The following is an 8,008-nucleotide window of genomic DNA, read 5'->3' as shown; positions in this document are numbered from 1 at the left end:
ACCGCGCGCATCTCGTCAGCGTCATGACAAAACGCGCCGTCCAAGACTGCTCGTAAACACAGAAACAACAAACCCAAAAGCCCCGGGCAAAACCCCGGGGCTTTTGCTATGACCGGAAGGTCCGGACAGAACCGTTCTGGTGAACACATATGACAATGGTGTTCTTGGTTGTTCGGTCGAGGATGGTTTGAATCTCAACCTCATCTGCATGGCAAAACGCCGTTGACAATGCATCTGCCGACGTCGCGTCTGCAGCCTGAACGCTAACCGTCGACCATAGGGGTGGGTGCATGGTTTTTGGATTCAGGACGTGAAAATGACCACCACCCAGTCGCAACACACCAGGACTTGAGGTGGCGATTGCATGATTTTTGAGGGTTCGGGTTTGAACGATACCGTATTGGGGATCGGAGACGCCAAGGGTCCAATTGCGCCCTGCGGCGTAGTACTCACCGATATTGACCAATACGTTCCCCCACCCCGCCTGGCGCAGCACCTCTGTGACCAGATCCGTGGCGTAGCCCTGCGCAATACCATTCAGCGTCAGTGCCTGGCCGGCATCCAGCGCAATGTAATCGGGCGAAATCCGAATCCGGTCCCATCCAAGGGCTTTGCGCGCGGCATCGAGGTCTCCATTCTGAGCCGCTGCCCGCCACAAGGGTTGAACGGTCGGATCAAAGCGCCCGTCGGTCTGCCGGTAGGCGCGATCACAGGCGCGCAGAAGCGCCAGCATTTCGGGCGTGGGTGCTTTCAGGAGGCCAGAACGGTTCAACCGAGACAAGTCGGAATTCGGCCGATAGAGGCTGAACAATGCTTCGCAGCGTTCAAGCTCGGCTCGGATGCGGGCGATGGCGGGTTCGGCAACGTCAGGAGGCGCGTCAAAGGTCAGGCTGACCTCGGCGCCCAAAGCGTCGCCGTACCATTTTGTGGGCTGGGCCGCCGCCGGGGTCGCCAACGCGGCGGCAGAAATGGCAAGGAAGCGGCGGCGGTTTATCATTCGGCGGCGACCTCTCTGGCTTGGCGTCGAGCGGCGACAATCAGAGGCACGCATTTCGTGCTATCGTCATGAATCGTCACACAGTCAAGACATTGAAAGCACTCATCATATTGGATGCGTCCACTCTTTGCGATGGCCCCGTATTTACATTTGACCTTACACAACTGGCAGGGAGAACCGCATTCTGCGCGCCGGTCGATCCAATCGCGCCCGCGCAATAGCCCTCCGATCGCCATGAAGGCGCCAAGCGGGCAGACATAGCGGCAAAATCCCTTGAACAGCACCATTCCAAGGAACAGCCATCCCGCCGCATAGGCCACGTAATACCATTCCCGCACAAAGAAGGTGGTGACCGCGGTTTTGAAGGGCTCGACCTCGGCAGCTTTGTCCACTTGATCGGGAGCGACGAACACAACGCCCACAAGACCCGCGAGGATGACATATTTCAACCATTTCAGACGCCTGTCCCAAGCCTCGGACGGCTCAATTTGCGGCAGGCGGAGGGCTTTGCCAAGGTGATGCGCGAACTCTTGCATCGCGCCGAAGGGGCAGAGCCAGCCGCAGAACAGCCCCCTACCCCATGCGATGAAACCAGCGATCGAAACCGCCCAGATTAGCAAGGAAAACGGGTCATAAAGAAGGAATGCGAAACTGCCACCCTCGACTGCTGCTCTGAGTGTTCCAAGAACGGTGACGATGGAAAGCTGCCCTTGCCCCCACCATCCGACAAAGCCGATGACAACGGCCAGCACGCCCATGCGGAGGGGCGTGAACAAAGGATGGGCCGCCAGTGCATTCATGCGAAAGCTGAGCGCAGCGATGAGACCTGTCAGGAAAATCCCCAGAACGATCATGTCGGCCTGACGGTTGCGGAGCGCCTCAAGCCATGGCGGGACCGGCGTGATCTGAACCGGACGGGCAAAGAACCGCTCGGGTGTGACATGCAGCACCTCAAGCGTGACTGAGCCTATTTCAGGTTGGAACATGCCGTGTTCCCGCACGGCAAGCACGTTCAGAACCCAATCGCGTGAGGGGTCAAAGCCCAGCCTGCGGTCTGTGCGCAAGATCATGGCGGTCCCATTGGGCAGACCATCGGCCAGCTCCACAAACAGATCGGCATCGCGCAGGGCAACCGGAAAGCCATCCTGTTCCGCCGACAACCAATCTGGCGCGGTATTGCGCACGAAATCCTCACTGACCAACCCGTGGCGTGCGGTTTCGATAACCAGGATCGGTTCATCATTGTCCGAGATTTCCAGAAAGCTCTGGAGTTCGTCGAAACTGTCCTCGGCCAGCGCGGCGCGGGCGATGGAAGTAGGCCCCAAATCGACAACCCAGATGTCTAAGAACGGCTCATCCGGGTACTCCTGCGCCTCAGGATCATCATCCTCCCACAAGGTGCCTGTGAACAAGGCGTCGACTTGCGCGTTGGTGTAGGTTTTGCGCGTGGCGATGCCCTGATCGACCAGATCCTGCCAGGTCAGGTCCTCTTGGTACTCGGGGTTGGGAAAGGCGGGCGGCGCGGTGGCCAGCCCCTGCATTTTTTCGCGGGCCACTGCCAGCGCGGCCCCCATGACGGATTCGTGGGCAATGCGCACACTGGCCGTCGCTTTGGTGACGCCATCCAGATAAACAAGCTGTGAACCCGCCGCCGCATCGCCATAGGGTGTTCCCACCACAATCGAATCCGAAATCGACAGCCCGCCATATTGTTCAAAGAATTTGTGAAACGGGGCCTCACCCAGACCCGAGACAAATATCGGCTCGTTGTGTTCGATCAGTTGGACGTCCAGAAAGCGCCCCTCAAGGTCCAGCACCACCAGCATGTTGATCGGCGCGCCTGAGAATCCCGGCAAGGGGGCCAAGGGTTCAGATTCAAACACATATCCGGCCTCACTGCCGCCCGAGTTCAGCAGGCTGTAGACCCCGTCATCGTTCAGCGCTTCCCCGAGCGAAAACGGGGCGCGGATATAGGTTTCGATCTGCTCACGCGGCAGAGGCTCTGCCTGAACCGACAGGCCGCTGAAAAGCAAAAACACAAGTAGCAGGATCGCGCGCATATGCGTGAGACTATATTTCCACCTGCGCCCATGACATTCGACGAAAGTCCTAAGTCCCGCCTCTACGACCCCAAGGCGGTTGACGCAGCCGCCCCGGCCCCTCAACACTACATCCCATCCCTACGACCAAAGGAGCATTTTCCGAAAATCGCGCCGGTAGTAGGTTTTCAACAACGCCAGTCATTCATCGGGAGGACACTATGACCTGGAGCACACCGAAGCTGAAAGAAGTGAACTGCGGTATGGAGATCAACATGTACTCTCCGTCCGAGGACGAAGGCCGCGAGTACGAGCCCGACCTGTTCTGAACACGTGAACGCAGCGGAGGCCCAAAGTGCATTTCCTGGTTCTTGGGGCTTCTGCAGGTGGCGGTTTGCCACAATGGAACTGCGGTTGCCGGAATTGCGAGGACGCCCGTAAGGGCAAGATCCCGCCCTCCGGCCAGTCCTCGTTGGCGGTGTCCCCGGATGGTTTGAGTTGGAGCATCCTGAACGCCTCGCCCGATATTCGCCAGCAGATGCTGGACAGCCCCAAAATGCACCCCCGCGCGCTGCGCGATACGCCTGTGGCCTCGGTCCTGCTGACCAACGGGGATATCGACCATATCGCCGGGTTGCTCAGCCTGCGTGAACAGACCCCGTTCACCCTGTTTGCCACGGGCGATATACTGGATGTGCTGTCTCAGAACCGGATTTTCGATGCGGTCAACCGCGAGAAGGTGGGCCGTCGTCAGATTGCTCTGGGCGATGAGCTCACCCTACAAGAGGGGCTGCAGGCGCAGCTTTTTGCGGTGCCCGGCAAGGTGCCGCTGTTCATGGAGGGCGACAGCGTCCAGACCGATCTTCTGGGCGAACAGACCGTGGGCGTCCGGCTGACCACCACCGACAAGACCGCCTATTACATCCCCGGCTGCGCGCAGGTGACCGATGACCTGTTGGCTCGAATTGCAGACGCCGATCAGCTGTTCTTTGATGGCACGCTTTGGGACGATGATGAGATGATCCGCACCGGAACCGGAGTGAAAACGGGGCAGCGGATGGGGCATATCTCGATCAGCGGGCCCGAGGGGTCAATCGCCCGACTGCAAGAGATCCGCGCGGCGAAAACCTTCATCCACATCAACAACACCAACCCGGTTCTGCAACCCGACAGCCCGGAACGCGCCTTTGTGGAAACCGCAGGCTGGACCATCGCCTATGACGGGCAGGAGATCACGATATGAGCCGCGACACTCTTGAGGCCCGCCTGCGTCAGATCGGGGCTGAGCGTTATCACGACAAACACCCGTTTCATCACCGGCTGCACAGCGGGGAATGCACCCCCGATCAGGTGCGCGCCTGGGTGATCAATCGCTGGGCCTATCAGGCAGCGATTCCGATGAAGGATGCCGCCTTCATGTCGCGCTGCACTGATCCCGATATCCGGCGCGAGTGGCGATCCCGCATCGAAGACCACGATGGCGGCGTGACCGAGGGCGGCGGTATCCGGCGCTGGCTGAAATTGGCCGAGGCCGTGGGGCTTGATCCCGACTATGTCGCCTCGAGCCGCGGTATCCTGCCCGCGACCCAATTCGCCGTCGACGCCTATGTGCATTACGTGCGCGAAAAGCCTCTGTTACAGGCGGTCGCGTCTTCTCTGACCGAGTTGTTTGCCCCCAAAATCCACGAACAGCGGATTGAGGGCCTGTTGCAGCACTATGACTTCGCCAATTCCGACAGCCTGTCCTATTTCCAAAAACGTCTGACCCAAGCCCCCAAGGACGTGGCATTCGGCCTGAACTGGGTTTTGGACCATGCGGACACAGAGGAAAAAGAAGATATGGCCTGCGAGGCGCTGATCTTCAAAACCAACGTACTGTGGGCGCAGCTGGATGCGCTCTGGTCGGGATATGTGGAACCGGGCCTGATCCCGCCCGGTGCGTGGAAACCGGGGGAAGGCCTGTTATGACGCTTGAGCTGCAGCAGTCCGATCGCCCCTATCTGCCGCGCGGCGTTCGGGTTCAGCGTGACACGGTGCGTGACCGCATGGTCCTACAGGCCCCGGAAAAGGTAATCGAACTGGACGATATCGGTGTCGCCATCCTGTCGCGGGTGGATGGGAAGACCTCGTTTAGCCAGATCGTCACTGATCTTGCCACCACTTACGGCGCCCCTGCCGATCAGGTCGAAACCGATGTTCAACACTTCCTGCAGGCTCTGCGCAGCCGCCTCTACGTGTTGGTGCAGTCATGACCGCCCCAGCCCCCATCGCGCTTTTGGCCGAACTCACCCACCGCTGCCCGCTCAGCTGCCCTTATTGCAGCAACCCGGTCGAGCTAGAACGCAAAGAGACAGAACTGGATACCCAGACCTGGGTGGATGTGTTCCAGCAGGCGTTCGACATGGGCGTCCTGCAATTGCACCTGTCAGGGGGTGAGCCCGCCTCGCGCCGCGATCTCGAAGACCTTACAGCACAGGCCGCACGTATCGGGCTTTACACCAACCTGATCACCTCCGGCATCGGGCTAACCCCCAAACGGCTGGACCGGCTCGAGGAGGCAGGGCTGGATCACATCCAACTTTCCTTGCAGGGCACGAATGCCGATCTGGCCGATCGCATTGGAGGCTATCGAGGGGGTTTTGACCGAAAAATGATCATCGCCAAAGAGATCGGTGACAGGGGTATCCCGCTGACCCTGAACGCGGTCATGCATCGCCACAATCTTGATGATCTGGATCGCACGATCGAAATGGCCGTCGAACTGGGCGCCCGCAGGCTCGAGGTCGCTTGTGTGCAATTCCATGGCTGGGCTCTGCCGAACCGCGCCGCACTGCTGCCGACGCTTGAGCAGACCCAGGCCGTTAAAGACACCGTTGCCCGCGCCAGCAGGGACTTGCGAGGCGTTCTGGCCATCGACTTCGTACCGCCTGATTATTACTCGGACTTTCCTAAGGCCTGTATGGGCGGCTGGGGGTCAACAGGCCTGAATATCACGCCCAACGGCACCGTCCTGCCCTGCCATGCGGCGCAGACAATCACCCATCTGGCATTCGAGTCCCTGCGCGATAAACCTTTGTCGGACATCTGGCACCACAGCAGCGCCTTCAACGCCTATCGGGGAACCGATTGGTTGCCCGAACCCTGCCAAAGCTGCGAGAGGAAAGAAATCGACTTCGGAGGTTGTCGTTGTCAGGCGATGGCCTTTGCGCAGGATGCCGAAGCCATCGATCCCGTTTGCAAAAAGTCACCGCTGAATAGCCGCGTCAAAGACGTTTTGGACGCCATGTCAGCCAATCCTGAAAATGAATTCATCTATCGCAAAGCTTGACCCCAACCAAGTGCTATTGCGGACAGAAATATCTTGGAACATCTGTTGGAGCGGATTGCGACACACCGCAAATCCTTAAGGCTATAGAGCATGATTTCGATCCGGTTACGCCCTTTTTAGTGACCTTTGTCGTATTTGACAGCCTCCGTGCGTCGCCTGCGACCTTAGAAACAGGCGCGTAGCCCTTTTTCTTTCGACGCATCTCAGATGCCGGTCAGCGTCTTAGCCATGGTCTTCAATCAGCCAGTCAACATCTGATACGCTGCTAAGCAAGGCCCGCATGCCGATTTAGTCGCTAGCGTGCCCGGCAGTAAAAAAAGGTTTACCGGACGCCCTTGGCTATCACAGATATCGTGCTACTTGGTCTTCGCGCTACGATAGGCGCAGCCAATCAGGCGTCCACGCCCTCGTTTTTGAACGCCAGACTGTTCGCTATTAGGTGCTTTTGCGCATCCAGAAACAGCACGCTGAATTGAGAGCTCTTGTTCTATTCACACCCAAGATACCGCCGCTTTCTGCTTTCTTCGGGAGTAGATTTGAAATGTTTGAAGAAGCTCCGGGACATGGCGGAACGAGACGAAAACCCAGTCGCGGCGGCAACTTCTGCAAAGGGCATGTCCGTGTATTTAAGCAAGATCCCAACCCGCTCCAAACGCAACTCTTTGTAAGTGTCCAGAAGCTTCGCATTTGTTTTGCTGAGATATCTTCTCTGAAGCTGCCGGACAGACGTACCGACTGTCGCGGCAAGTTCTGAAATGCTCAACGGGTCTTCGATATGCTTCATCATGGTCGCCAGCGTATGAATGACCACCTCGTCCCCTTTGGCTTCGCCGATGAGCCGATTGGCAATTTGACTCTCGGTTTTCTCCCCGGGCTCGCTCAATCCGACATATCTGCGTAGCGCATCAGCAATATGTTGACCGTGATCATCCGAAACGAGCTCCGAAAGTAATCCCAGAGCACTGATGCGGGTATTGGCGCTGTGCAATCGACCATCTGTCGCCAGGCAAGTTGATGCCCCATAGCTGACAATTCCCTGTTCAAAAGCAGCCGCTTCAAAAGTGGCATGCACTGCAGCCGCCATAGGTTCAGAGCCTGCCATCTGTGCCAGCAACATCACGGCGCCACCAACCAAAATCACTCTGGGTGACAGATTCATCACTTGCGAAACCCAAAGCTTTTGGTCTCCTGCCGGGCACCATGCACTTTCCAAGTCGCCCCAGAAAACCGCAGTCCGCCCAGCCCAATCAAGTGGTCCACCAACTTTGTCGGTAGCAACAACACGTGCTGTCACCACATAGGCTTTTTTAGCGATCAATTTGTTCAACGCATGGAAAAACTCCACGACCAATTCTGCTGATGCCCTATCCTCTTGGCAGCGCAGAATGACTTCGATGTGATGAGGGCGTTCTTTTGCCACGTTGGCGATTTGAGCTGAACCTGCGTGACAATTTCGTATGACATAATGCTTCATCAGAACCACCAACTGGTTTGATTGGGTCGAGTGAAGGACGCATTGTTCCCTTCGATGACCCCCGCCTTTCGGCGGGGTTTGTTGTTTCACTCTGCGGCTTCTTCGTATGCTTCCATTGGTGGGCATGTGCAGACAAGGTTTCGGTCACCGTATGCGTTGTCGACGCGGTT

The 8,008-nt window shown here is 57.9% G+C and carries 8 protein-coding genes; 5 read left to right on the top strand and 3 right to left on the bottom strand.

Annotated features, from left to right (window positions below; all coding sequences use genetic code 11):
* Positions 1-106 precede the first annotated feature (106 nt).
* Entirely contained in the window at positions 107-997 is an 891-nt protein-coding gene (locus ACR0C3_RS23155; RefSeq protein WP_480760765.1) for an FAD:protein FMN transferase, read from the bottom strand.
* Positions 994-3,057, bottom strand: coding sequence for a 4Fe-4S binding protein (locus tag ACR0C3_RS23150; RefSeq protein ID WP_480760763.1), 2,064 nt, complete (start codon positions 3,055-3,057; stop codon positions 994-996). Before ACR0C3_RS23150 ends, ACR0C3_RS23155 begins: the two co-directional genes overlap by 4 nt.
* Before the next feature lie 200 nt (positions 3,058-3,257).
* Between ACR0C3_RS23150 and pqqA the strand changes: the two genes are divergently transcribed.
* From pqqA to pqqE, 5 genes are read left to right on the top strand one after another with little or no spacing between them, the layout of a single operon-like run.
* Complete coding sequence (gene pqqA / locus ACR0C3_RS23145; RefSeq protein WP_152460716.1) at positions 3,258-3,365, top strand: pyrroloquinoline quinone precursor peptide PqqA; 108 nt, start codon at positions 3,258-3,260, stop codon at positions 3,363-3,365.
* A 26-nt stretch (positions 3,366-3,391) separates the two neighbouring features.
* Positions 3,392-4,279 (top strand): pyrroloquinoline quinone biosynthesis protein PqqB, encoded by an 888-nt coding sequence (pqqB, locus tag ACR0C3_RS23140; RefSeq protein WP_480760762.1) that lies wholly within the window; start codon positions 3,392-3,394, stop codon positions 4,277-4,279.
* Positions 4,276-5,004 carry a pyrroloquinoline-quinone synthase PqqC gene (gene pqqC, locus ACR0C3_RS23135; protein WP_480760760.1) on the top strand — a complete coding sequence of 243 codons (729 nt, stop codon included), beginning with the start codon at positions 4,276-4,278 and terminating at the stop codon, positions 5,002-5,004. The genes pqqB and pqqC overlap by 4 nt, the downstream gene beginning before the upstream one ends.
* On the top strand, positions 5,001-5,288 hold the full coding sequence (gene pqqD, locus ACR0C3_RS23130) for a pyrroloquinoline quinone biosynthesis peptide chaperone PqqD (protein WP_480760758.1): 288 nt from the start codon (positions 5,001-5,003) through the stop codon (positions 5,286-5,288). Before pqqC ends, pqqD begins: the two co-directional genes overlap by 4 nt.
* Entirely contained in the window at positions 5,285-6,364 is a 1,080-nt protein-coding gene (gene pqqE, locus ACR0C3_RS23125) for a pyrroloquinoline quinone biosynthesis protein PqqE (protein WP_480760756.1), read from the top strand. The genes pqqD and pqqE overlap by 4 nt, the downstream gene beginning before the upstream one ends.
* A 487-nt stretch (positions 6,365-6,851) precedes the next feature.
* On the opposite strand, the gene ACR0C3_RS23120 is transcribed toward pqqE, so the two are convergent.
* Complete coding sequence (locus ACR0C3_RS23120) at positions 6,852-7,838, bottom strand: helix-turn-helix domain-containing protein (protein WP_480760754.1); 987 nt, start codon at positions 7,836-7,838, stop codon at positions 6,852-6,854.
* Positions 7,839-8,008 lie beyond the last annotated feature (170 nt).

It is taken from the genome of Ruegeria sp. CK3 (assembly GCF_056536565.1).
This window is presented reverse-complemented; position numbering and strand designations above follow the sequence as displayed.